A 22290-nucleotide genomic window follows, 5' to 3' on the forward strand; every position below is an offset into this window, starting at 1 on the left:
GATGACACGACCGAGCACCAGACACCGCGGCCGCGCCGCGGCCCTGCTCGCGGGGGCCGGCCTGGCCGCCGGGCTGCTCGCGGCCCCGCCGGCCTCGGCCGCGCCGGTCCGCTACGAGGCGGAGGGCGCGGGCCTGTCGCAGGGCGTGGTGGAGTCCAACCACAGCGGCTACTCCGGCACCGGATTCGTCAACACCGACAACGCCACAGGCAGTTGGGTCGAGTTCACGGTCGACGCGGCGAGCGCGGGCAACGCCGTGCTCGGCATCCGCTACTCCAACGGGACCACCGCGAACCGCCCGGCGGCCGTGGCCGTCAACGGCGCCACGGTCGAGCCGGCCCGGGCCTTCCCGTCCACCGGGAGCTGGGACACCTGGGCGACCTCGACGCTGACCGTCCGGCTCACCGCCGGGGCCAACCGGATCCGGCTCACCTCCACCACCACCGGCGGCACGGCCAACCTGGACTACCTGGACGCCGACCTCGGCAGCGGCCCGGCCCCGGGCGGCCCCGCGGTGCCGTTCGGCAGCCACCGCTACCCGTACGCGGCCGGCACCCTCAAGCCCTCCGGCGCGCAGTCCGTGACCGACCAGCAGGTGATCGACAAGTACAACGCCTGGAAGGCCGCCTTCGTCCGGCAGAACTGCGGCAACGGCTGGTACGAGACCATCTCGCCGGACGCCGACCACCCGTACGTCGCCGAGGGCCAGGGCTACGGCATGGTGGTCACCGCGCTGATGGCCGGTGCGGACGCCAACGCGCGGACGGTCTTCGACGGCATGGTGAAGTTCGTGCTCGCCCACCCGTCGGTGAACAACGCCAACCTCCTCGCCGCCGAGCAGGACTCCTCCTGCCGCAGCGTCAACGGCTCCGACTCGGCGACCGACGGGGACCTGGACGTCGCGTACGGGCTGCTGCTCGCCGACCGGCAGTGGGGCAGCGGCGGGACGTACGACTACAAGGGCCTGGCCGTCAAGCACATCAACGCGATCAAGGCCAGTGAGGTCAACCCCACGACCCACCTGATGCGGCTCGGCGACTGGTCCACCTCGGGCGACTCCACCTACTACATCACCCGCTCCTCGGACTGGATGATCGACCACTTCCGCGCCTTCCGGGCCGCGACCGGCGACACCACCTGGGACACCGTCCGCACCGCCCACCAGAACCTGATCACCAAGCAGCAGAGCGGCTACGCCCCGAACACCGGGCTGCTCGCCGACTTCGTGGTCAACACCAACGGCACCGCCAAGCCCGCCGCCGGCGAGGTGCTGGAGAGCCCCAACGACGGGGACTACAGCTGGAACGCCTGCCGCGACCCGTGGCGGATCGGCGCGGACGCCGTCACCAGCGGGGACGCCGCCTCGCTCGCCTCGGCGCGAAAGATCAACACCTGGATCAAGGGCAAGACGGGCGGCGACCCGGCGAACATCGCCACCGGCTACAAGCTGAACGGCACGGTCTTCGAGAACGGCCGAGACATGGCCTTCACCGCGCCGTTCGTGGTCACCGCGATGACCGACCCGGGCTCGCAGGCCTGGCTGGACGCGCTCTGGGCCAAGCTGGCCGGCACCGCGATCGACCCGGCCCTCTACTACGGCGGCAGCGTGCAGCTGCAGTCGATGATCGTCGCCTCCGGAAACTACTGGGTGCCGTGATGACCGACACCGGACACCCGCGCACGACAGCCGCGGCGCACCGGCGGACGGCGCTCGCCCGGGCCGGCGGAGCGGCGCTCGCCGCGGCCGCCCTGGTCCTGGGGGCCGTGGCGGCGCCGCCCGCGGCGACCGCCGCCACGGCGGCGAGCACCGACTACCAGGCCGAGGACGCCGTGCTCGCGCAGGCGAAGACGGCCACCAACCACACCGGGTACACCGGGACCGGCTTCGTCGACTACACCAACACCACCGGCTCCGCCGTCGAGTTCACGGTGAGCGCCACCGCGGCCGGGACCGCCTCGCTGACCTTCCGGTACGCCAACGCCGGTACGGCGAACCGCCCGATGGACATCGCGGTCAACGGGAAGGTCGTCGCCGCCGGTGTCGCCTTCCCGCCCACCGCCGACTGGGACACCTGGGCGGAGAAGACCGTCGGCGTCGCCCTCGCCGCCGGCGCCAACCGGATCCGGGCCACCGCCACCACCGCCGACGGCGGCCCCAACCTCGACCGCCTCCGGGTGGGCGCGGCGGCCGACACCACCCCGCCGAGCCGTCCCGGTGCGCCGAGCTGCTCCGCCGTCGGGCCGAACGCTCTGACGCTGGGCTGGGGAGCCGCCGGCGACGACGTCGGCGTCACCGCCTACGACATCTACGAGCACGGCAACAAACTCGCCGAGGCGCCGGGCACCGCGACCTCCCGGCAGCTCACCGGGCTGGCCCCGGCCACCACCTACAACCTCACCGTGATCGCCCGGGACGCCTCCGGCAACGCCTCGCCGGCCAGCGTCGCCGTCGACTGCACCACCACGGCGGGTACCGACCCGGCGCCCGGCCGGCCGGGCACCCCGACCGTCTCGGCCGTCACCGCCACCGGCGCCACTCTGACCTGGGGCGCCGCGACGGACGACAAGGGCGTGGTCGGGTACGAGATCCGCAGCGGCTCCGCCGTCGTGAAGAGCGTCACCGGCACCCCTCCGGCCACCTCGGCGGCGGTCACCGGGCTCGCCTGCGACGCGCCGTTCACGCTCTCGGTGGTCGCCCGGGACACCGCGGGCAACTACTCGGCGCCGTCCGACCCCGTCTCCTTCACCACCGGCGCCTGCCCGGCCGACGGCGGCGTCCCGGGCTCCCCGAGCGCCCTCTCCACGGGGTGGACGATTCCCTGGGGCATCGCCTGGCTGCCGGACGGCACCACCTCGCTGGTCACCGAGCGGGACAGCTTCAAGGTCTTCCGGCTCACCACGGGCGGCGCCAAGACGGCGGTCGGCACCGTGCCCAACGCCGTCACCACCGACGGGGAGGGCGGCCTGCTCGGCATCGCCGTCGACCCCGACTGGGCGGGCAACCACTACGTGTACCTCATGCACACCGCCGCCGAGGGCAACCGGATCGTGCGGATGACGTACAACGGCTCCACGTTGAGCGGCTACAAGGTGCTGCTCCAGGGCATCAAGAAGAACCGCTACCACAACGGCGGCCGGCTGGCCTTCGGCCCCGACGGGTACCTGTACGCGTCGACCGGTGACGCCCAGACGTCCTCGCTGGCCCAGGACAAGAACTCGCTCAACGGGAAGATCCTGCGGCTGACCACCGACGGCAAGCCGGCCCCCGGCAACCCGTTCGGCAACTACGTCTACAGCTACGGCCACCGCAACCCGCAGGGCCTGGCGTTCGACCGCGACGGACGGCTCTGGGAGGCGGAGTTCGGCGACTCGAAGCGGGACGAGCTCAACCTGGTCAAGCCCGGGGCCAACTACGGGTGGCCCACCTGCGAGGGCACCTGCGGGGTGGCCGGGATGACCGACCCCAAGGCGAGCTGGCCGGTCAACGAGGCCTCGCCGAGCGGGATCGCGATCGTGCGCAACGTGGTCTACATGGCGGCGCTGCGCGGTGAGCGGATGTGGCGCATCCCGATCGACGGGAACACCGAGAACGTCGGGACGCCGACCGCGTACTACGTCGGCGCCTACGGCCGGCTGCGGACGGTGTCCAAGGTGCCCGGGGCCGACCGGATCTGGCTCACCACCACCAACGCCGACAACAACGGCGGGGCGGCCGACGGGGCCGACAAGGTCTTCACGATCTCGATCGGCTAGCGGCGCGGGGCCTCCGCAACGTGACGGCCCGGGCCCGGAGACTCCTCCGGGCCCGGGCCGCGACGGCCTACGCGGGGCGGGGCCGCCATGGCCTCGGCGGCGCGCGGGCCGGACGGGCGTGGGGGCCGGTCGACCGTGGGTGATCGGCGCCGGGCGGCCCGGTTGCTCTCCGTGGTCGCAAGGTCTCGATCTGCCAACGAAGTGTGCGGGATGTGCTTGTGGCGTGTGGTCGCCCTGATTGAATCCCGAACATCTTTTCATCGGATCGGAGCGTCTCCCCTCATGTCTCCCCTGCCCTCACGCACGTCCGCACGAATGTCGTCCCGCACGGCCGCACGCACGCGCGGCGGCCGTCGCGGTCTGGCCGCCGTCGCCGGACTCGTCCTCACCGTCGGTCTCGCGCTGACCGGGTGTGACCCGACGCCGGCCGACGGCGCCACGACCGCCGCCTCCCCGCCCGCCGTCACGGCGCCGGCCGCACCCGTCGCCACCGTCCCGCCGGCCACCCCCGCACCGGTGGTCACCGCGCCCGAGCCCGCGCCGGTGGTGACCCCGTCGGCGGTGACCACGCCGGTGCCGCCCGCGGAGCCCGCATCCGCGCCGACCACGGCCAGGCCCCAGTCGGCCGCGCCCAAGACGCAGCCGCCCGTCACCAAGGCCGCGCCGGAGCCCAAGGCGACCACCGCGAAGCCGCCGACGGACCCGGAACCGACCGCGCAGCCCAAGGCGGCCGCCGACGACTGCGAGATCCGCTCCAATGCCGGCAACTGCTACAAGGCGGGCCAGTTCTGCCGCGACGCCGACCTGGGCAAGAGCACCCACGAGGCCGGCGGCCGGGTGATCTACTGCCGCATGGTCAGCGGCAAGCCGCACTGGCAGGCCTGATCCGCCGGTCCGCACCGATGAGGCCCCCGCCCCGCCGGCTCCCTCATCGGTGCGGCGGTGCCTCGAACCCCGCGCCCGGTACCAGCTCCCGAGCCCGCTGGACCTGGACACCGCTGATGTCGACGCCCGTGACGCGGTGCCCTGCCGCGGCGAGCGACCGGGCCACGGGAACTCCGGTCCCGCACCCCACATCCAGTACCGCGCCCGCATCCGGAAGCCGACCGAGCAGATCCTCGATCCATGATCCGTACTTCGTCTCGCTGCCGAACGCGCGCTCGTACTGAACGGAGAGCAAGTCGTACCCGCGCCGGACCAAGTCCTTCGGATCTTCAGGATTCACAAGGGTGCACGGTAACGGCCCCCGGCACGCGGAGCGACACCGTTTCGGCTGCCTCCGGGCTGGAGCCGGAGGCCACCGCAGGCCCCGCAGAGACCAACCCCGAGGAGCACGACACGGGAGGAATATCGGCTCTCCGCCAACCTCGACCTTCCACCACCCGAGGCCTTGAAGTGCCGAGGTCAGTGACGTCCTCCGGACACGCGCCGGGGCAGTTCACTGACCCAATGAGTGCCCACCTCGTCGGGCGGTCGGGGCCTTACTCCCGGAAGAAGGCGACCGAGCGGATTCGCAGCCTGTCCGACACGGGCCTGCCGTGAGGCCCGAGAGTGAAGGAGCGGCCGGCCCGCATCACTCCGACAGCGGTGAGCAGCGAACCCGTGGGGGTCCGGATGCCGCGGGCGGGTAGCCCGGAAACCGGTTGGTGGGCGCCGCGGAGCCGCCCGTAGACTCCGGTGCTCGTGACCGAGACCAGCGCCACCGCAACCGCCCATGCCGCCGCCGACGCCGAGCTGATCGGGCACGCCGTGGCCGCCGCCGGGCAGGGCATGATCGACCGCGAGACCGTGGCCGAAGTGGTGGTCCTGTGCGCGGTGGCTGGCGAGCACCTGCTGGTCGTCGGCGCGCCGGGCACGGCCAAGTCCGAGGCGGTCCGCCGGATCGCGGGGCAGCTCGGCGGCCGCTACTTCGAGTACCTGCTCGGCCGGTTCACCGAGCCCAACGAGCTGTTCGGCCCGGTCGACCTGCGTCGACTGCGCGAGGGCCGGATCGAGTTCGAGACCGCCGGGATGCTTCCCGAGGCCGAGATCGCCTTCCTCGACGAGGTGTTCCTCGGCTCCACCGCCGTCCTCAACACCCTGCTCGGCCTGCTCAACGAGCGGGTCTTCCGGCGCGGCGGCACCGTGCTGCACAGCCCGCTGCGGGTCTGCGTGGGCGCGGCCAACCACCTGCCGGACGACCCGGCGCTCGCCGCCTTCGCGGACCGCTTCCTGGCCCGGGTCTTCGTCGAGCCGGTGGCGGACGCGCGGCTGGAGGAACTGCTGGAGGCCGGCCGCCGGCCGGCGGCGTCCCCACTCCACCCGCGCGACCTCGCCGGTTCGGGCGATCCGATGGGCCCGACCGGCCTCGCGGCCGCGGCCGACCGGCTCGGCGCGCTCGACCGGCTGGCCGCCGCCGCCCGGGCCTGCGACCTCGACGAGGTCACCCCGCTGGTCGCCGCCGCGCTGCGCCGGCTGCGCGCCGCGGGCGTGCCGATCAGCGACCGGCGGGCGGTCCGGTCGCAGAAGCTCGTCGCCGCGGCCGCCGTGCTCGACGGCCGGACGGCGGCCTCGGTCCGCGACCTGTGGGTGCTGCCGCTGGTCGCCCCCACCGCCGACGCCCAGGCGCAGGCCCGCGACACCCTCGCCGACCTGGTCGAGAAGGCCGCCAACCGCAGCCTGGCGCACGCCGCCGAGGAGCTGTCGCGCAGCTCGGCGGCCCGGGCCGAGCGGCTCGTCCGCACCGGTGCGCAGCTGCTGGCCGCGCACCGCACCCTCCCCGAGGGGCGGGACTCCCGGCTGCGGCTGGAGGCCGCGCTGCGGGAGATCGACGCCGGGTTCGACCCGGCCGACCTGTCCGGGGCCCTGGCCGGGATACGTGCCGAGCTGGTCGCGGCGGTCGCGCCCGCATGACCGGTACCGTCACCGCCCCGCCGTCCGGTTCGCTGCCCGGCTCGCCGTCCGTCCCGCTGTCCGTTCCGCTGTCCGTTCCGCTGTCCGTCCCGCCGTCCGTCCCGCCGTCCGTCGCACTGCGCTGGGAGCGCCGCGAGCCGCCGTTGCCCGCCGCCGCCGTACTCGCCCTGGGCGATGCCGTGGCCGCCCTGGCCGTGGCCGCGCGCGAACGGCTCGCCGGCGGTGCCCGGCTCGGCGTGGTCGCCGGCGACGGCGCGCTGCTGGTGCTCGGCGCCGAGGCCGACCTGCCCTGGGCGGACGGCGCCCGCTACCTGGGCCTCGACGCCGGCGTCCTGGTACCCACCACCGCGCGCCCCCGGCCCGCCGCGGCGCTCTGGCGCCGGGCCGTCGGTGCCGAGGGCGACCGGCTCTGCGTCCTGCTCCCCGGGCACGCCCTGGTCGCCGACCCGCCGCCCCCGACCACCGACCCCGCCGCACTGGACCCCTACACGGGCTCCACCGAGGACGCGTCCACCCCGGCGGCGCCGGAACCGGCCGCCGGGGGTGGCCCGCGATGACCGCCCGACCCACGGCCGTCCCGCCGGGCCACCCCGGGCCGGCCGCGCGAACCCGCCGTCGGCGTCCGGGCGCCGCCGCGCCAGGGTGCGGCTGCCTGTTCCCCGGTGTCGGGGCCGTGCCCGCCCCCGCGCCCACTCCCGCCGTCCGTCGCGCCCCGAGCGCCCCGGGCCCGTCCTGCGGGAGTGTCCTGCGATGACCGCCCGACTCCCCGCCGCGCTGGCCCCCTGGGCCGCCGGTCTGTCCGCGCTGACGCCGGAACTCGCCGTCGCGCTGGGCCCGTTGCTGCGCCGCCTGGATGCCCTGATCGGCGAGCGTGAGCCCGCCGTCGACGACCGCGGCACCCCGGACGGGCACGGCGGCCTCGCCCGGTCCGGTCGGCCCGACCAACTGCTGCCCTCCGAGTGGCTGCTGGCCGACGAAGCCCCCGACGAGTTCCTGCGCCGCCTGGCCGAGGGTGAACTCCTGCACCTGGCACCCGAGTTCCGCGCCCCGACGGTACGCGGCCGGATCGTCGCGCTGGCCGACACCGGCCCTGCCCAGGCGGGCGCCGGGCGGCTCGTCCAGCTCGCCGCGCTGCTGGTCCTGCACCGCCGGGCAGCCGCGCGCGGCACCGAACTGGTCGTCGGCATCCTGGGTGACCCGCCCGGCCAGTGGCTCACCGGGGACCTCCCGGAGCTGCTGCCGCGCTGGCTCGCCGCCCGCCGGCACACCGACCCGACGCCCGAGGACGTCCGGCGGGCCCGGCAGGGGCTGGACGACGCCGACCGGTCCTGGCTGCTCACCTCGCCCCGGCTGGCCGACCGGCTCGCCTCCCGCCAGCACGTGCTGGCGAGCGAGCCGAGCGGCTGGAGCGCCGACGGCGCCGTCCGCGTCACCGTGCGCCTCGCGCGGACGTCCGTCGAGCTGCCGCTGCCCCCGGCGCCGATCGCCGTCCGGGCGCTGCGCGGCGCCGAGTTCCGCCGGGCCGCGCCGGCGGTGGTCGCCGTTCCGGTCGGGGCGACCGGGCGGGCGCAGCCGGTCTTCACCACCGACGCCCGCACACTCCTGCTGAGGGGCCGGAACACCGCCACCCTGCTCGCGGCCAACCTGCCCGGTGCCGGGCCGGAGCACGACGGCGCGATCCGGACCCGCCGCCACCACCTGCACGGGCCGGTGGTCGCGGCGGGCCGCATCGGCCGGCGCCTGATCGCCCTCCACCTCAGGGGGGAGCGGCTCCTCCCGTACGTCAGTGGCCGCCCGCTCGGGGCGAGCGGCGAGTTCACCGTCGAGCTGGCCGCCCTCGGGCTCGACCGGGCCGTCCTGGAACCCGTGTGCACCGGCCCGCTCCGGCCGGTGCTGCGCGACGGCGACGACCTGCTCTGCCCGCTGGGCGGCCGGTGGTGGCGGATCGAGCGAGGCGGGAGCGCCCGCGACGACGGGCCGTTGGCCCCCGGCGCGGAGGAGCGCGGCTTCCAGCGGGTCCGCGAGCGGCGGCTGTTCCCGCACCCGCTGCTGCCCGAGGCGGAGCGGGCCCGGCACGTCGTGCACGGCGGCACCACCCAGGCCTGGTCCGAGGACGGCAGGAACTGGGTGGTGCAGCCCCGGCAGGGCGGCCGGGTACGGCTCTCGTTCCGGGAGCGGGCCGAGGTGGTCGGCCTGGTCCACCAGGGCGCGGTGCCGGCGCTGATCACCTGCACCCTCGACGGCCGGCAGGTGCGCAGCATCCGGCCGGACGGCACCCGCACGCTCGGCCGCTTCTCCGGCGGCGTCAGTCCGGCCGCCGTCCACCCGACCCTGCCCCTGCTCGCCGCCGAACCGCGCCCGGGCCGGATCGTCATCGGCGACGCCAACACCGGCCGCGTCCTCTACCACCTCGGGAGCGACCAGTGAGCGCCACCGCCGCCGCGTTCCGCGCCACCGTGGCCGCGGCCGGCTTCGTCCTGGACGTCCCGGTGATCGGCGCGGCCGAGGCCGCCGAGCGCGTCCTGGCCCACTGGGCGGACGGCGCCGAGCTGCGCGCGCTCCCGGACGGCCGCTGGCTGCTCGTCCTCGCCGAGCCGGTCGAGGCCCGGGCGGACCGCGCACCCGGACTGCCCGTGCGGCGCCTGCCCGGCGGCGGGCTGGCCGCCGTCGGCGCCGAGGGCGCCCCGGTGCCGACGGGCCGGCTCGTCCTCCCCGTGGCGGGGGCGGTGACGACGCTCCCGATCGCCGAACTGCCGCCGCTGGACCCCTCGGACTGGCTCGACCCGGCCGGACTCACCCTCCACCGGCTCGCGCCGGTCGGTGCGGTGGCCGAGCCCGCGCCCGTCGTCGAGGACCTGCCCCGGCCCGCCCGGCCCGACCTGCGGGCGGCGGCCGGCGTCGGGGCCCGCTCCGAGCGCGCCCGCCGTCTGACCGAGGCGGCTCCGCCCGGCGGCGGTCGGCGGGTCCGCCTCCCGGGCCTGTCCCGGGCCGCCCGGTGGTTCGGCCGGCTTCGGCTGCCCCGCTGGGGGGACGGGTCCGGCCCGGTGGCGTTCATGGCGGCGGCCGTCCTCATCGTCGTCGTCGCCGTGTTCCTGGTCGTCCGGTTCGCCCAGCTGATCGTGGACCGCGGCTTCCACCCCGGCGGGGTCCTGCTCGCGGTGGCCGTCACCGCCCTCCTCGCCCGGGGCAGTTGGGCCGCCCGGGGCACGTCCGCCGGAACTGGCGGTTCCGCCGCGCGCCCGGCGGGCGGCCGGCCGGTCCGCACCCGGCGGCCGCTGCTGCGGGGGCTGCTCGCCCGGCTCGTCGTGCGCAGCCCCGCCGGCCGGCTGGTCCACGGCCGCCACGCCCGCTACCTGCGGGAGCTGACCCGCGCCTTCGAGCAGCGCCGCTGGGACGACGCGCTGCGCGACGCGCTCCGGCTCGCCGGCGAATCCCGCCCCACCGAGCAGGGGTGGCTCTCGCTCGGCCTGCCCCGGCGCTTCGCGGGCGCGCTGCGGCCGACCCCGGTCACCGGCGGCCCGGCGGGCGTCTCGCCGATGTCCGGGCCGACCGTGCAGCAGCACCTGGCCGGTCTCTACCGGCAGGCCGCCACCGCGCTGGAGCGGGAGGGGCGGATCGACGAGGCGGCGTTCGTGCTCGCCGACCTGCTGGACGCCCCGGCCGAGGCGGTCGCCCTGCTGGACCGGCACGGCCGGACCGCTCAGGCCGCCGAACTCGCCGAGGGCCGTGGGCTGGCCGCCGATCTGGTGGTGCGGCTCTGGTGGCGGGCGGGTGAGCGCGCGCGGGCGGTCCGGACGGCGCACCGGCGGGCCGCCTTCGCCGACGCCGTCGAGCGGCTGAGCGCCGATGACCCGGGGGCCGGGCGTGAGCTGCGGGCCGCCTGGGTCGAGCACTGCCGCGCGGGCGGCGACCGACTGGGCGCGGTCGAAGCCGCCTGGCCGGACGAGGAGTTGCGCCCCTCGGTGGCCGCCGACCTGCGGGACGCGGTCGCGCTCGGCGGCCCGGCGCGCGGCCGGGCACTCGCCCACCTGCTGGCCCTCGGCGCGGGGGAGGCGACCCGGGCGCTCGCGCTGGCCGTCCTGGAGGACGCCGGCGACGACACCGGCACCACCGATGACACCGGCACCACCGATGACGCCGGCGCCACCGACGCCGGCCGCGGCCGGGCGACCGGCCGGTCCGCGCTGGCCGGTGCGCTGGCCGGACTGCCGGGCGCGGACCCGGCGAACGACCGCGAACTCGCCACGACGGCGCTCCGCGCCGTGGTCCGCGATGGCGGCTTCGGCGGGGCCGGCGGCTCCGGCGCCCCGCTCGACCAGCGCACCGAGACCGCCCTGTTCGAGCAGCTGGCGAGGCGAGCCGACCCGCTGGTCGCGGCGGATCTGCCGCGACCGCGCCGGCCCGCCCCTCCCACGGCCGACGCCGGGCACGAGTGGGCCTTCGTGGACCGGCCCGGGACGCTCCCGGTCCTGGACGCGGCGCGGCTGGAGTCGGGCCTGCTGCTGGTGGCCTGCGGCCAGGCGGGGGTGCGACTGCTCGGGCCCGACGGCCGGGTGAAGGCCCGCTGGGACGTCCCGGCGGACGAACTCGTCCTGGCCGACCACGGCGGCGCCGCCCTGCTGGTGGCCCGGTACGGGCAGGTCCGCGAGATCTCCCGGCTGGACCTCGGCACCCGCGCCGTCCGGTACTGGGGCACGCTACGGGTGCGCGGGCTCGTGCCGTCCTTCGACGGCCGACAGCTGCTGACCCGGGACGAGGAGGGCATCGCCGTCCTCGACACCCTGGCCGCGCGCCCGACCGTGGTGTGGCGGGAGCTCGGTGGCGAGCAGCGGCCCGTCGGCCCGCTGGTGCGCACGCCCACGTCCTGCGCGTCCGTCGTCGCCTCCCGGCTGCCCGGGGGTGGCGTGCTGACGGAGCTGTGGCGCTGGGACCAGCCCGGCTGGGAGCTGCGCTCGCGCACCGCGCTGGACGCCGAGCTCCTCGGCGAGGGCACGGCGCTGCTGGCGACCGGCCGGCTGCTGACCGGCCAACCCGATCCGGCCCGGGGCGGCACCACACTGCGCTGGTCGACCGACCGGGAGCCGGTGGAACGACTCGTCGACGGCGTGGCGCCGACCGGGCCGGTCGTCGACGGCGAGCACTGGGCCCTGACGCTCGCCCCGGCCGCTGACGGCACCGTCCGCGTCCACACCGGCACCGCGAGCGAGGCGGAGCCGCCGCGGACCCTGCTGCTCCCGAACGCGACGGCGGCGGGGCAGCCGGGTGCCGGTCTGCCGGCGGTGGGCCTGCGCCACCACGGCGGGGCACTGACGTTCTGGCACCGCTCCGGCCGGGTGCTCGCCACCACCGCCGACGGCTCGGCCGTCCTCGCCAACCTGCGGGTCACCACCGGCTGACCGCTGCTCGGCCGCCGAGCGGCGCGCGGTGGACCCCGAGCGGCGCGCGGTGGACCCCCACCGGGCGGGGAGGGCCGCTGGGCTGTCCGCGGGGGGCGCCGCCACGGGGCTCGTCGCCCCGGCGGGGACGGCCTCCCGGCCGCCGGAACCGGCCGGGGCGCCGGCCGGAGCGCCGGTGGAGCGCCGCCGGAGCCCGGTGCCGGCTGCCGGGCGGCGGTGCGGGGCCTCGGCGGGCGGTCAGTCCACCTTGGCCAGGGCCCGGGAGAGCCGTTCGCCCGCCGCGCGGTCGAAGCCGTCGGGGCAGTCGATGCCCTGGGACTGTGCCAGTTCGCGGACGTGCAGGTCGGCGAGTGCCTCGGTGAGGTCGGCGAACGCCACCGCGGCGTCCCGCCCCCGGCGCAGGCCGAGGCCGACGGCGGCCGCGCCCGCCGGCGCGGCCGGCCACCACCAGAGGCCCAGCAGCAGGTACCCGATGCCCCAGGCGCAGAGCCGGGCGGCGGCGCCCAGCTGGAGGCGGGCGGTGTGCAGCTCCGCGCGGGTGCCGTCGGCGGCGAGCAGCCACAGATGGGGCCAGGCGGCCGCGAGGTCCAGGCGGTAGGCGCGCCAGAGGCGTTGGCCGGGGGCGGCCAGCCGGTCCCCGGTGCTGAACGGATGGCGCGGGCGGGCCGCCGCGACGCGGTTGCGTTCGGCGTAGCGGAGCTCCGCGGTGTCGGCCAGGTCGTCGGCGTCGGCCGCGCCGGCGATCCGGGCGCGGCCCGCCGCCAGCAGGGCCGACCGGTAGGCCTCGTCCGCCGTGCGCCAGCGGCGCAGCCGCCGGTCGGCGAGGCGGCGCAGCAGCGGGCCGCGCGCCTCGGCGCACCAGAGCAGTTCCACCCCGGTGCCCAGCGCCTGGGCGGCCGCCCCGATCGCGGCCGCGCCGACCAGGACGGCCAGGGCGACGACGGCGATCACGGCGGCGCTGTGCGAGCCGGGCGCGGCGGCCAGGTCGTCGAGCCGTGAGCGGAGCCGGCCGAGGTCGCCCCAGTGGCGCTGGCCGAGGACGCCGGCGGTGGTCAGGGCGGCGAGGTAGAGCAGGCCGGGGAGGGCGAGCAGCGCGACCCAGCGCTCGGCGATCCGGCCGCCCAGCGCGCCGAGGAAGGCGCTGGTCACCGGAGTCCGACCGCGCGCAGCGGCTGTCCGAACACCCGGCACTGCGACGCCTGCGCGGCGTCCGGCACCTCCACCCGGCCGCAGTGGCCGTGCGGGCAGGCCAGGACGTGCAGCGGCGGGTGGCCCGGGCCGGAGACCGGCAGGGCGCGGTAGGCGGGGCCGGGGACGGGGGTCGTGCGGAAGGAGCCGAGCCCGGCGCTGTGCCCGGCCATCAGCAGCAGCTCCTCCAACTCGTCGAACACGTCGTCGAGTTCCGCCGCCGACCGGCCGGACCGCAGCTCAGCGGTGAGGTGTTCCACCAGGCGGTGCCCCGCCGGGCCGAGGTCGAGCGAGTCGGGTGCGGAGGTCAGCCGCCGGCAGAACTCCCCCAACCGCGCGTGCCCGGCCGTCGGACCGTCCGGCTCGCGGCTCGCCGTCTCGACCACCCGGCCCCCTTCATGGCGTCGTCCGCGGATCATGGATCGTCGTCGCGGATCGTGGATCAGTATAACGACGGCCTCCTGACGGCACGTTCGCTAGGCTATGGAGCGATTCCACCCGCCGAGGCGGGGAGTTGGAGCAGACCGGCCGATCGGCGCGACGGAGCGCCCGGGGGTGATCGTCTCGCAGGCGCGGCTTTCGGTGACGGGAGGCGGGGCGGATCCGGCCGCCGAACTCCTGCTGCACCACCTCAGAACGGGCGACCGGGCGGCGCTGGACCGGGCGGTCCGGACGACCCGGAAATACCTGCGCACGGCGCCGCCGGGCGACCCGGGCCGGCCCCTCCGGGCGGGCAACCTCCTGGTGGCGCTCCTGGTGCGCTGGCAACTGCTCGGCGACCGGCGGGACCTGGACGCCCTGATCGAGCTCGGGGTCGAACGCGCGGCGGCCGAGCCGCCCGCGGCCCAGGACGTCCGGCTGCTCGCCCTCGGGTACCGGACCAGGTTCGACCTCGACCACCGGCCGGCGGATCTGGACGGCGCGGTGGCGATGTTCGCCCGCGCGGCCGGCCTGCCGCAGCAGCCGCCCACCGTGGGGGAGGCGCTGGCCGGCCTCGGCGCGGCACTGTCCGAGCGCTACCGGGCCGCCGGCCGCGAGCAGGACCTGACCCGGGCCGAGAGTGCCTACCGGCGGGCGCTGGACGGCCTGCCGTCCGACCCCGACGACCTCGTCGCCCTGCTGCTCGGTCTCGCCGAGGTGCTGCACTCCGGCTACGAACTCACCGGCGACACCGAGGCGCTGGAGGAGGCGCTGGGGCTGTGGCGCGAGGTGCCGGCCGTGGTGCCGGCGGGCCACGAAGCCCGGCTGCCGGCGCTGCACAACCTGGCCCAGGGCCTGCGGACCTGGTACGCCCTCACCGGTGACCCGGGCGACCGCGAGGAGATGCTCCGGGTGAACCGGGCCTCGCTGGCCGCGACGCCGGCCGGGCAGCCGGGCCACGGCGGCTGCCTGGCCGGGCTCGGGGTGGCCCTGCGGCTGGCCGCCGAGGCCACCGGCGACCTGGCGGTGCTGCGGGAGTCCGTCGACCTGCTACGCCGCGCCGCGGCCGTGCCGGAGGGGGACGCCACCCGGCGCCCGCACCGGCTGAACAGCCTCGGCAACGCGCTGCACCGGCTGGCGCAGTGGACCGGTGACGTGGAACTCCTCGACGAGGCCGTCGAGGTGCTGCGCGAGGCGCTGGCCGGGGAGCGGCCCGGCACGAAGACCTTCGGCGAGATCCTCGCCAACCTCGCCATCACCCTGCGGGAGCGCGGGTTCCAGACCGACGACCCGCAGGCCTTCCGGGAGGCGGCCGAGCTGGCCCGCCGGGCCGTCGACGAGGGACCGGTCCGGCCCGCCGACCGGGTCGACCGGCTGGCCAACCTCGGTGTGGTGCTGCAGAGCCGGCACGGTGCGACCGGCGAGCCGGCGGTGGCCGACGAGGCGATCGCGACGGCCCGCGAGGCCCTCGCGTTGACCCGGTCCGGCAGCCCGGCCCTGGGCGACCGGCTGAACCACCTCGCCAACGCGCTGCGGGCCCGGTTCGACGCGACCGGCGACCTGGCGGACCTGGACGAGGCCGTCGCCCTGCTGGAACGCGCCGTCGAGGAGAGCCCGTACGGCGACCCCCGGCTCGCCCTGGTGCTCTCCAATCTCGGCAACGCCCGGCTCGACCAGTACCGCACGACCGGGGACGGGGCGGCGCTGGAAGCGGCGGTGAGCGACCTCGGCCGGGCCGTCTGGGCCGACGCCGAGGGCACCGCGGCGCACGGCGGCTACCTGCGGTACTACGCCGACACCCTGCTGATCCTCCACCACCGGGACGGCGACCCGGGCGTGCTGCGGGCCGCCGAGGACGCCTACCGGCGGGCCGCGCGGACCGAGGCGATGCCGGCCCACGGCCGGGTCCTGGCCGCCTGGGAGTGGGGCGCCGCGGCGGCGACCGGCGAACGGTGGGAGGAGGCCCTGCACGGCTACGAACTGGCCGTACGGCTGCTGCCGTTCGCCGCCTCGGGCCGGCTGGCCCGCGGTGACCAGGAGCGCAGCCTCTCCCGGGTGCACGGGTTGGCCGCCGAGGCCGCCGCCTGCGCCGTTCAGACCGGGGACCTCGTCCTCGCCGTCCAGCTGCTGGAACAGGGCCGGGGCGTCCTGCTGGGCCGCACCATCGCCACCCGCGACGGCCTGGGCCGGCTGCGCCGCGCCCATCCGGCGGCCGCCGAGCGGTTCCGCGAGCTGAGCGAGCGGATCGACGCCGCCGACGCCGCCGACGCCGACGCCGACGCCCCCGACGCCCCCGACACCCCCGACGCACGGGACGCACGGGACGCCGCCGACCCGGCCGACGGGGCGCCGGGGCTGTCCGGCACCACCGGCAGCCACCTGCGGCACACCCTGGCGGCGCGGTTCGAGCAGCTGGTGACGGAGATCCGCGCCCTGCCGGGCTTCGCGGACTTCTTCTCCCCGCCCTCCCCGGACCTCCTGGCGGCGGTCTCCCGGCGCGGGCCGGTGGTGCTCGCCTACTGCAGCGGGTACCGCAGTGACGCACTGGTCCTGTGGTCGGGTCAGGTCCTGCTGGTCCCACTGCCCGGGGCCACTCCGGAGGCGGTGGACGAGCAGGTCCGCCGGCTGGAGGCGGCGCTGGCGGCGGCGGCCGACCCGGCGACCGACCGGGCGGCCCAGGTGGCGATCGGCGAGGTGCTCCGCTGGACCTGGGACCACGTCACCGGACCGGTGCTCGACCGGCTCGGCCTGTCCGGGGCGGCGGCGGACGGCCGGTGGCCCCGGGTCTGGTGGTCGCCGGGCGGCGCGCTCTCCGCCCTGCCTCTGCACGCGGCGGGCCACCACGGGGACGCGACGGGCCACGACGGCGGAGCGGGCCGGCCCGAGGCGGCGCCCGGCGGGAGGCCCCGCACCGTGCTCGACCGGGTGGTCTCCTCCTACACCCCGACCGTCCGCGCGCTCGCGTACGCCCGCACCCGGGAGACCGGACCGGAACCGAGCGGACCGGGCCCGGCCGGACCGTCGGCGGGCGGGTCCGCGCCCGGCCGCCCCCCGGCCGCCGACGGCCTGCTCGCTGTGGCGCTGCCCGAGACCCCGGGTGCCCGCCCGCTCACCGGCGCCCGGCGCGAGGTCGAGCTGCTCCGCGGGCTGCTGCCCACCGAGCTGCTGATCGGCGAGGAGGCCACCCTGGCACGCGTCCTCGAAGCGCTGCCCCGCCACTCCCACGTGCACTTCGCCTGCCACGGCGTCAGCGAGCCGCGGGACCCGTCCAACGCCCGCCTCCTCGTCCACGACCACCGGACGGCGGCGCTGACGGTCCGCCGGATCGCCCGGCTGGACCTGCCCGCGGCCCGGCTCGCCGTCCTCTCGGCCTGCGAGACGGCACGGGGCGCCGCGGACCTGGCCGACGAGGCGATCCACATCACCTCCGCCTTCCAGCTCGCCGGGTACGCCCATGCCGTCGGCACCCTCTGGCCGGTGCACGACCTGCTGGCGCTGCGGATGACCAGGCTGCTCTACCAGGGCCTGCGGGCCGGCCGGCCCGCCGGGGCGCCGGGGCTGGACACCGACCGGACGGCCGAGGCGCTCCACCACGCCGTCCGGCAGTGCCGGACGGCGTTCGCCACCAGTCCCGGCCTCTGGGCCGCCCATGTGCACGCCGGCGCCTGACCGGCCGGGCCGCGACGACGAGACGACGAGACGACGAGACGACGAGACGACGAGACGACGAAGGAGGACCACCGATGAGCGGATGGTGGCGCAGGCGGGCCGAGCGTGCCGCGCGGGCCGACGGCACGGGCGGCCCCGCGCCGTCGGGACCGCCGGGCGAGGGCGCCGAGGACGGGGCGGCCGCCGCCGACGGGCTCCGGGAGCCGCGCTGGCAGCCGCCCGGGGCCACCATCACCGTCACCGAGGTGACGGAGGGCCGGCCGGAGCAGGAGATCGCCCGGGTCCGCGTCCAGCCGGTGGAGGTGGCCGAGTGGCGGGCGAACGCGGCCATCGAGAAGCTGGGCGCCGACCACCCCGAGACCCTGATCCTCCTGCGGGAGTACGCCCGGGTCCTGGCGCACACCCCGGGCGGCGACGACCGCGCGGTCGAGCTCTACGAGTACGTCGCGGGCACCCAGCGCGCGGTGCTCGGCGCCCGCCACGAGGAGACCCTGCGGACCGACGCGGAGCTGGCGGACCTGCTGCACCACCTCGGCCGGGTCCAGCAGGCCGAGTCGCTCTGGCAGGCGAACTTCCGCGCCAGGGCAAAGACACTCGGCCGGGACCACCCGGACACCCTGCACAGCGCCGACGGGCTGGCCGCCGCCCTGGAGTCCCTGCGTCGCTCCGCGGAGGCCGAACCGCTGCTGCGCGACACGCTGGACCGCCGGACCAGGCTGCTGGGCGCGGACCACCCCGAGGTGCTGTCCGCCGTCAACCGGCACGCGGCCGCCCTGATCAACAGCGGCCGCCACCGGGCGGCCGAGCGGTCCCTGCGGGCCCTGGTACCCCGGCTCGAACAGCGCTACGGGCGTGACCACGAGCGCACCGTGGCGGCCCGCAGCAACCTCGCCGCCGCCCTGGTGCGGCTGGGCCGCCATGCCGAGGCGGAGCCGCAGCTGCGGGCGGTGGCGGCCTCCTGGGAGTCGCTCGCCGGGCCGAACGCCGACGACACCCTCTCCGCCCGCAACAACCTGGCCGCCGTTCTGCACGGCATGGCGCGCTACCAGGAGGCCGTCCCCCTCCTGCGGGACATCCTGGCCCGGCGGATCGCCCTGCACGGGGACGGTCACCCCGTCACGGTGAGCTCCCGGGAGAACCTGGCCAACGTCCTGATCGACGCCGGCCTCCTCGCCGAGGCGGCCGGCCTGCTGACGCGCTGCGCCGCCGACTACAGCCGGATCCACGGCCCGGGCCACCCCCGTGTGCAGGTCGTCCGGGAGCAGCTGGACTGGTTGCGCGAGAACCTGCGCTGACCGCTGACCGCTGACCGCTGACCGCTGACCGCTGACCGCTGACCGCTGACCGCCGGTCACCGGTCACCGTCGGCGGCGCCGCGGGATCGTCCCGTCCCCGTCATGGTGTTGTTGTGTCCCCTTCACATGAGGGATGCTCAGCCGCGGCATCCTTCCGAACGGCGGAAGCGACCGCCGACCGCGTTCTGACAAGGGGACAAGTCATCGTGACCGCACGCCGCGCCCTCGCCGGCACCATCGCCACCGGTCTGCTCGCCGCGGCCGCCGCCCTCCTTCCGGTGCAGTCGGCCGCCGCGAGCGGCCCCGGTGAGCTCCCGTTCGGCTCGGCCACCACCGTCGGGCTGCACAACACCTACGACCCGGCCGCGTTCGGCTACCTCGCCCAGGGCCTGGACACCGGCACCGGCATGATCGAGCTGGACGCCTGGACGGACACCGTGACCAAGGAGTGGAAGGTCAGCCACTCCAACCCGCTCGGCAACGCCAACAACTGCGTCAGCGCGAGCACGCCCGCCCAGCTCTACACCGGCGGTGCCAACAAGAACCTGGAGACCTGCCTGGACGACGTCCGGGTCTGGCTCGGCGCCCACCCCGGCGCCGGCCCGCTGGTGGTCAAGCTGGAGCTCAAGGCCGGGTTCGCCGCCAACCGCGGCATGGGCCCCGCCCAGCTCGACTCCCTGATCGCCGGCCACCTGGGCTCCGCCGTGCTGCGCCCGGCCGACCTGCTCGCCAGGCCGGGCGGCGGCTCGTACGCCACGGCGGACGACGCGGTCCGGGCCGGCAACTGGCCGACCAGGGCCTCGCTCGCCGGGCGGGTGCTGGTGTACGTGATCCCCGGATCGCTGGAGGAGGGCAACCCCTTCGACACCCTGCACACCGACGTCGAGTACGGGCGTCACCTGCGCGACCTGGCCGCGGCCGGGCGGATCGGCGACGCCCAGGTGTTCCCGGCCGTGCACGGCGCCGCGGCCGGCGATCCCCGCGCCAAGTACCCGGAGGCGGCGATCCGCCCCTGGTTCGTGGTCTTCGACGGTGACGCCGCCGCCTACCTGGGCGGCATCGACACCGCCTGGTACGACAGCCGGCACTACCTGCTGACGATGACCGACGCGCAGAACGTCGCACCCGCGATCAGCGCCACCGACCCCACCGCCGACCAGGCCCGCGGCCGTACCGAGCAGCTCGCCCGGGCGCACGCGAGCATCGTCTCCAGCGACTGGCGCAAGCTCCCCGCCGTGCAGTCGCTCGCCCTGACGCGGGGCTGACGGCCCGTCCCGCCACCGCCGTCCCGCCCGCCGTCCCGACCCGCGCGTTCCGCCGGGAGGGGCGGCGGTGGCTATCCTGTAATGCATGACTAGCACGAGTGACCATTACGAGCTGCGGGCCGGTGTGCCGGACGTGGACACCTTCCGACGGCTGCGGACCGGCGCGGGGATGAGCGACCGGCCCGCCGCGGCGGTGGCGGCCGGGCTTCCCCACACCTGGCACGGGGTGACGGTGCACCTGGACGGCCGGGTGGTCGGGATGGGCCGGATCGTGGGCGACGGCGGGTCCGTCTTCCAGATCGCCGACGTCTGCGTCCTGCCCGAGCACCAGGGCCGCGGCCTCGGCGGGCGGATCATGGCCCTGCTGACCGCCGAACTGGAGAGCCGGGCCCCGGCGGGCGCTTACGTCTCGCTGATCGCCGACGGTGACGCCCACCGGCTCTACGCCCGGTACGGCTTCCGGGAGACCGCCCCGCACTCGGTGGGCATGCACCGCCTGGTCTGAGCCCGTTCGCGGGGGCGGCGGCCGCCCGGGTGCGGAGGCCTCGGTGGCCCGCGACGCGGGGTGACAATACGACAGTTGGTGTGCGACGCTGCATCCTCGCGCGGAGCCGACCGCGCTGCGGGGGAACCGGGAGACGGCCGCGTGGACGACGAACTGCACCCGAGCGGGCCCCGCCACGACGGGCGAAGCGGTCCGGACGACCGCGCGGGCGACACCGAGCGCGCGGGCGGGTCGGCCGGCCGGACCGTGGGCGTCCTGGTCGCCGTCGTGGGCCTGCTCCTCGCGGCCTCTGCCCTGCGGCCGGACGGCGGTCTGCTCGGTGCGCCCGCCGCCACGGTGCCGGTGGAGGCCCTCGGACTCGTCCTGCTGCTCGCGCTCGGCTGGCTGTTCGTCATCGGCCGCTTCGCGCTGCGCTTCCGCGCGGAGGTCCGCCACCTCGACGGGCCGACGCCGTGGGCGGAGCGCCTGCGGGAGGCCACCGCGGTCCTGCTGCCCGGGGCCGCCGCCGCGGTGCCGGTGCTGCTGTTCGTCTTCCACGGGCGGGCGGTCGAGGACTCGGTCGATCCGCCGTCGCTGCCGCCGGTGCCGGACTTCACCCCGCCCCCGGCGTCGCCGCCGCCGGTCTGGCCCGACCCGGTGTCCGGCAAGAGCTGGCTCTCGACGGTGATCCCCGTGGTGTTCGGCGCGCTCGCCGTCGCCCTGGTGGTCGTCGTGGTGGTGGTCGCCGTCCTGCTGCTGCGGCGGCTGCGGATCGCCCGGCGGCCGCCGTCGGCGCGACTGCCCGCCGCGCCGGCCCGAGGTGAGGACGCCCTGGCCGCCGCGGTCGACACCGCCCGGCGCGCCCTCACCGGCGCCGACGCGCGGGCGGCGGTGATCGCCTGCTACGCCGCGATGGAGGCCTCGCTGGCGGCCTCCGGACTGTCCCGCCGGGCTCCCGAGAGCCCGACCGAACTGCTGGAGCGTGCGGTGACCGACGACCGCGTCGACCCCGTCCACGCGCGGGCGCTCACCGCGCTGTTCCGGGAGGCCCGGTACTCCACCCACCCGATGGACGAGACCCATGTGCGCCGGGCGCGGTCGGCCCTCGACGCGCTCGCCGAGCGACTGGCGGACCGGGCCGGGCCACCGCCGGAGCCCGCGACGGCGGGGGCAGCCGGGGCAGCCGGGGCAGCCGGGGCAGCCGGGTCGGCCGGTACCGGAGGCCACCGATGAGCGCCCGCCGGCACGGGCGACAGGCCGACCCTGCCGTCTCCTCCGCCGCCCCCGCCCCCGCAGCCGTGGACCCGAAGGTCCGGGCCGGTGGCGAGCTCGCCGCACCCGGCTCGGTCCGGCACAGCCTGATCGAGCTGACGGTGGCGGCCGTACTGGCCGAGGTCCTGTTCGCGCTGGTCGGCGGCGCGCCCGCGGCCGCCGCCGGAGCCGTCCTGCTGACCGCCACCGGACTGGTCGCCGGCCGGTACGTGGCCGGTGCGGGCTTCCTCGACATCGGCCTGCGCGACCGGCAGCGCGTGATGGACTCCCGGGAGCCGGGCCTCGGCGACTGGCGCTGGACCGTCCGTCAGGGCCTCGACCCGAACGGCGACGCCCGGCCGTTGCGCGGCCGGCTCCGGCGGCTCTTCGCGGCGCGCCTGTCCGAGACCCACGGCGTCTCGCTCGACACCGACCGCGCCCGGGCCGCCGAACTGATCGGTCCCCGGCTGTGGCCGTGGATCGACCCGGACGCCGCGGACCCGGACGCGGCCCTCCCGGGCCCCGTCCTGCTCGCCCTCGTCGACCGGCTCGAATCCCTCCAGCCGCCCGGCCCCAGGCCGTCGAAGTCCGGGTAGCCGGCGCCGTCCCCGAGGGACGCCCAGCACCCGCCGTTTCCCCGCACCCCCGCCGGACCCGGTAGTTGGCCGGCCGACGCC

At 77.0% G+C, this 22290-nt stretch carries 16 protein-coding genes; 13 read left to right on the forward strand and 3 right to left on the reverse strand.

Features of this window, described 5'->3' with window-relative positions; all coding sequences use genetic code 11:
• The first annotated feature begins 1 nt into the window (after position 1).
• The 3 genes from ABZ497_RS12995 (at position 2) to ABZ497_RS13005 (ending at position 4638) form a co-directional block, all read left to right on the forward strand.
• Positions 2–1657, forward strand: coding sequence for a glycosyl hydrolase family 8 (locus tag ABZ497_RS12995; RefSeq protein ID WP_359804725.1), 1656 nt, complete (start codon positions 2–4; stop codon positions 1655–1657).
• Complete coding sequence (locus ABZ497_RS13000; protein ID WP_359804727.1) at positions 1657–3753, forward strand: PQQ-dependent sugar dehydrogenase; 2097 nt, start codon at positions 1657–1659, stop codon at positions 3751–3753. Before ABZ497_RS12995 ends, ABZ497_RS13000 begins: the two co-directional genes overlap by 1 nt.
• Positions 3754–4068: 315 nt before the next feature.
• On the forward strand, positions 4069–4638 hold the full coding sequence (locus tag ABZ497_RS13005) for a hypothetical protein (RefSeq protein ID WP_359804729.1): 570 nt from the start codon (positions 4069–4071) through the stop codon (positions 4636–4638).
• A 43-nt stretch (positions 4639–4681) separates the two neighbouring features.
• On the opposite strand, the gene ABZ497_RS13010 is transcribed toward ABZ497_RS13005, so the two are convergent.
• Complete coding sequence (locus ABZ497_RS13010) at positions 4682–4978, reverse strand: class I SAM-dependent methyltransferase (protein ID WP_359804731.1); 297 nt, start codon at positions 4976–4978, stop codon at positions 4682–4684.
• Positions 4979–5436: 458 nt separating this feature from the next.
• On the opposite strand from ABZ497_RS13010, the gene ABZ497_RS13015 reads away from it, so the two are divergent.
• The 4 genes from ABZ497_RS13015 to ABZ497_RS13030 all read left to right on the forward strand — a co-directional run bounded on the left by ABZ497_RS13015 (position 5437) and on the right by ABZ497_RS13030 (position 12041).
• Positions 5437–6645, forward strand: a complete 1209-nt coding sequence (locus ABZ497_RS13015; protein ID WP_359804733.1) for an AAA family ATPase — start codon at positions 5437–5439, stop codon at positions 6643–6645.
• Positions 6642–7202: a hypothetical protein gene (locus tag ABZ497_RS13020; protein ID WP_359804735.1), complete on the forward strand. Its 561-nt coding sequence runs from the start codon at positions 6642–6644 to the stop codon at positions 7200–7202. Before ABZ497_RS13015 ends, ABZ497_RS13020 begins: the two co-directional genes overlap by 4 nt.
• Before the next feature lie 193 nt (positions 7203–7395).
• Positions 7396–9072, forward strand: coding sequence for a hypothetical protein (locus ABZ497_RS13025; RefSeq protein WP_359804737.1), 1677 nt, complete (start codon positions 7396–7398; stop codon positions 9070–9072).
• Positions 9069–12041: a bpX6 domain-containing protein gene (locus tag ABZ497_RS13030; RefSeq protein ID WP_359804739.1), complete on the forward strand. Its 2973-nt coding sequence runs from the start codon at positions 9069–9071 to the stop codon at positions 12039–12041. The genes ABZ497_RS13025 and ABZ497_RS13030 overlap by 4 nt, the downstream gene beginning before the upstream one ends.
• Before the next feature lie 237 nt (positions 12042–12278).
• Here ABZ497_RS13030 and ABZ497_RS13035 read toward each other — a convergent pair whose 3' ends face one another.
• Both ABZ497_RS13035 and ABZ497_RS13040 read right to left on the reverse strand, forming a co-directional pair.
• Complete coding sequence (locus ABZ497_RS13035; RefSeq protein WP_359804741.1) at positions 12279–13190, reverse strand: hypothetical protein; 912 nt, start codon at positions 13188–13190, stop codon at positions 12279–12281.
• Positions 13187–13615, reverse strand: a complete 429-nt coding sequence (locus ABZ497_RS13040) for a hypothetical protein (protein ID WP_359804743.1) — start codon at positions 13613–13615, stop codon at positions 13187–13189. The genes ABZ497_RS13035 and ABZ497_RS13040 overlap by 4 nt, the downstream gene beginning before the upstream one ends.
• Positions 13616–13784: 169 nt before the next feature.
• On the opposite strand from ABZ497_RS13040, the gene ABZ497_RS13045 reads away from it, so the two are divergent.
• From ABZ497_RS13045 to ABZ497_RS13070, 6 genes are all read left to right on the forward strand, one after another.
• On the forward strand, positions 13785–17318 hold the full coding sequence (locus ABZ497_RS13045; RefSeq protein WP_359804745.1) for a CHAT domain-containing protein: 3534 nt from the start codon (positions 13785–13787) through the stop codon (positions 17316–17318).
• A 74-nt stretch (positions 17319–17392) separates the two neighbouring features.
• Positions 17393–18613: a tetratricopeptide repeat protein gene (locus ABZ497_RS13050; RefSeq protein ID WP_359804747.1), complete on the forward strand. Its 1221-nt coding sequence runs from the start codon at positions 17393–17395 to the stop codon at positions 18611–18613.
• A gap of 206 nt (positions 18614–18819) precedes the next feature.
• Entirely contained in the window at positions 18820–19878 is a 1059-nt protein-coding gene (locus tag ABZ497_RS13055) for a phosphatidylinositol-specific phospholipase C domain-containing protein (protein ID WP_359804749.1), read from the forward strand.
• Between the two features lie 85 nt (positions 19879–19963).
• Positions 19964–20383: a GNAT family N-acetyltransferase gene (locus ABZ497_RS13060; protein ID WP_359804751.1), complete on the forward strand. Its 420-nt coding sequence runs from the start codon at positions 19964–19966 to the stop codon at positions 20381–20383.
• A 141-nt stretch (positions 20384–20524) separates the two neighbouring features.
• Entirely contained in the window at positions 20525–21595 is a 1071-nt protein-coding gene (locus ABZ497_RS13065; RefSeq protein WP_359804753.1) for a DUF4129 domain-containing protein, read from the forward strand.
• On the forward strand, positions 21592–22209 hold the full coding sequence (locus ABZ497_RS13070) for a hypothetical protein (RefSeq protein ID WP_359804755.1): 618 nt from the start codon (positions 21592–21594) through the stop codon (positions 22207–22209). Before ABZ497_RS13065 ends, ABZ497_RS13070 begins: the two co-directional genes overlap by 4 nt.
• The last annotated feature ends 81 nt before the right edge of the window (positions 22210–22290 follow it).

Origin of the sequence: Kitasatospora sp. NPDC005751, assembly GCF_040630835.1 — a bacterium.
Lineage (GTDB): Bacteria > Actinomycetota > Actinomycetes > Streptomycetales > Streptomycetaceae > Kitasatospora.

Excerpts from the sequence above, each read along its gene's own strand:
- ABZ497_RS13000 (WP_359804727.1), top strand. The coding sequence starts at position 1,657 with ATGACCGACACCGGACACCCGCGCACGACAGCCGCGGCGCACCGGCGG.
- ABZ497_RS13025 (WP_359804737.1), top strand. The coding sequence starts at position 7,396 with ATGACCGCCCGACTCCCCGCCGCGCTGGCCCCCTGGGCCGCCGGTCTG.
- ABZ497_RS13020 (WP_359804735.1), top strand. The coding sequence starts at position 6,642 with ATGACCGGTACCGTCACCGCCCCGCCGTCCGGTTCGCTGCCCGGCTCG.
- ABZ497_RS12995 (WP_359804725.1), top strand. The coding sequence starts at position 2 with ATGACACGACCGAGCACCAGACACCGCGGCCGCGCCGCGGCCCTGCTC.
- ABZ497_RS13050 (WP_359804747.1), top strand. The coding sequence starts at position 17,393 with ATGAGCGGATGGTGGCGCAGGCGGGCCGAGCGTGCCGCGCGGGCCGAC.
- ABZ497_RS13005 (WP_359804729.1), top strand. The coding sequence starts at position 4,069 with ATGTCGTCCCGCACGGCCGCACGCACGCGCGGCGGCCGTCGCGGTCTG.
- ABZ497_RS13070 (WP_359804755.1), top strand. The coding sequence starts at position 21,592 with ATGAGCGCCCGCCGGCACGGGCGACAGGCCGACCCTGCCGTCTCCTCC.
- ABZ497_RS13060 (WP_359804751.1), top strand. The coding sequence starts at position 19,964 with ATGACTAGCACGAGTGACCATTACGAGCTGCGGGCCGGTGTGCCGGAC.